Below are 638 nucleotides of genomic sequence, written 5' to 3'. Positions count from 1 at the left end.
AGAGCGGCTATCCGTTTGTCGTGGAAAACGGGGCGCTGCGCTACAGTTTAAGAGCTGTTAAAGGCGTCGGGATAGCGGCTGTAAAAGAGATCTACAGAGCCAGAAAAGAAAAGCCGTTCGCAGATTTGTTTGATTTTTGTGTGAGGACTTCTGTGAAAAGCGTAAATCGGAAAACGATTGAAGCCTTAATTTTTGCCGGAGCAATGGATGAATTCGGTGAAAACCGGGCTACTTTGCTCGCTTCTGTCGATGTCGCGCTGGAGCATGCCGAATTGTTTGCAGGAGACAATGATCAGCTAGGCTTCTTTCTCGATGAAGGCTTGACAATCAAGCCGAAGTACGCCGAGACGGAGGAAATGCCGCTCGTCGACCTGCTGGCACACGAGAAGGAAACGCTTGGCATTTACTTTTCTGACCATCCGCTGAGCGTCCACCGCAAGAAACTGGACCGTGCAGGTGCGCTGCCGATTATTCAGCTGCTCGCCTCCGGCCGCAAAAAAGCGGCTCTGGGCGGACTTTTGACGAGGATGAAGACGATCCGCACAAAAACGGGACAGACGATGGCTTTTCTGGAGCTGAGCGATGAAAGCGGGGAAATGGAGGCGGTTGTTTTTCCTGAACAGTTCAGGCAGCTTTCC

The 638-nt window shown here is 51.7% G+C and carries 1 protein-coding gene; it reads left to right on the top strand.

All coding sequences use genetic code 11. The features are described from left to right. A partial coding sequence (locus ACWHAR_RS28560) for a helix-hairpin-helix domain-containing protein (RefSeq protein WP_452088634.1) occupies window positions 1–638 on the top strand: 638 nt, incomplete at both ends.

Source organism: Bacillus sp. LR--39, assembly GCF_053613335.1.
The sequence above is the reverse complement of the archived record's forward strand: the minus strand, read 5'-3'. Positions and strand labels throughout refer to the sequence as shown.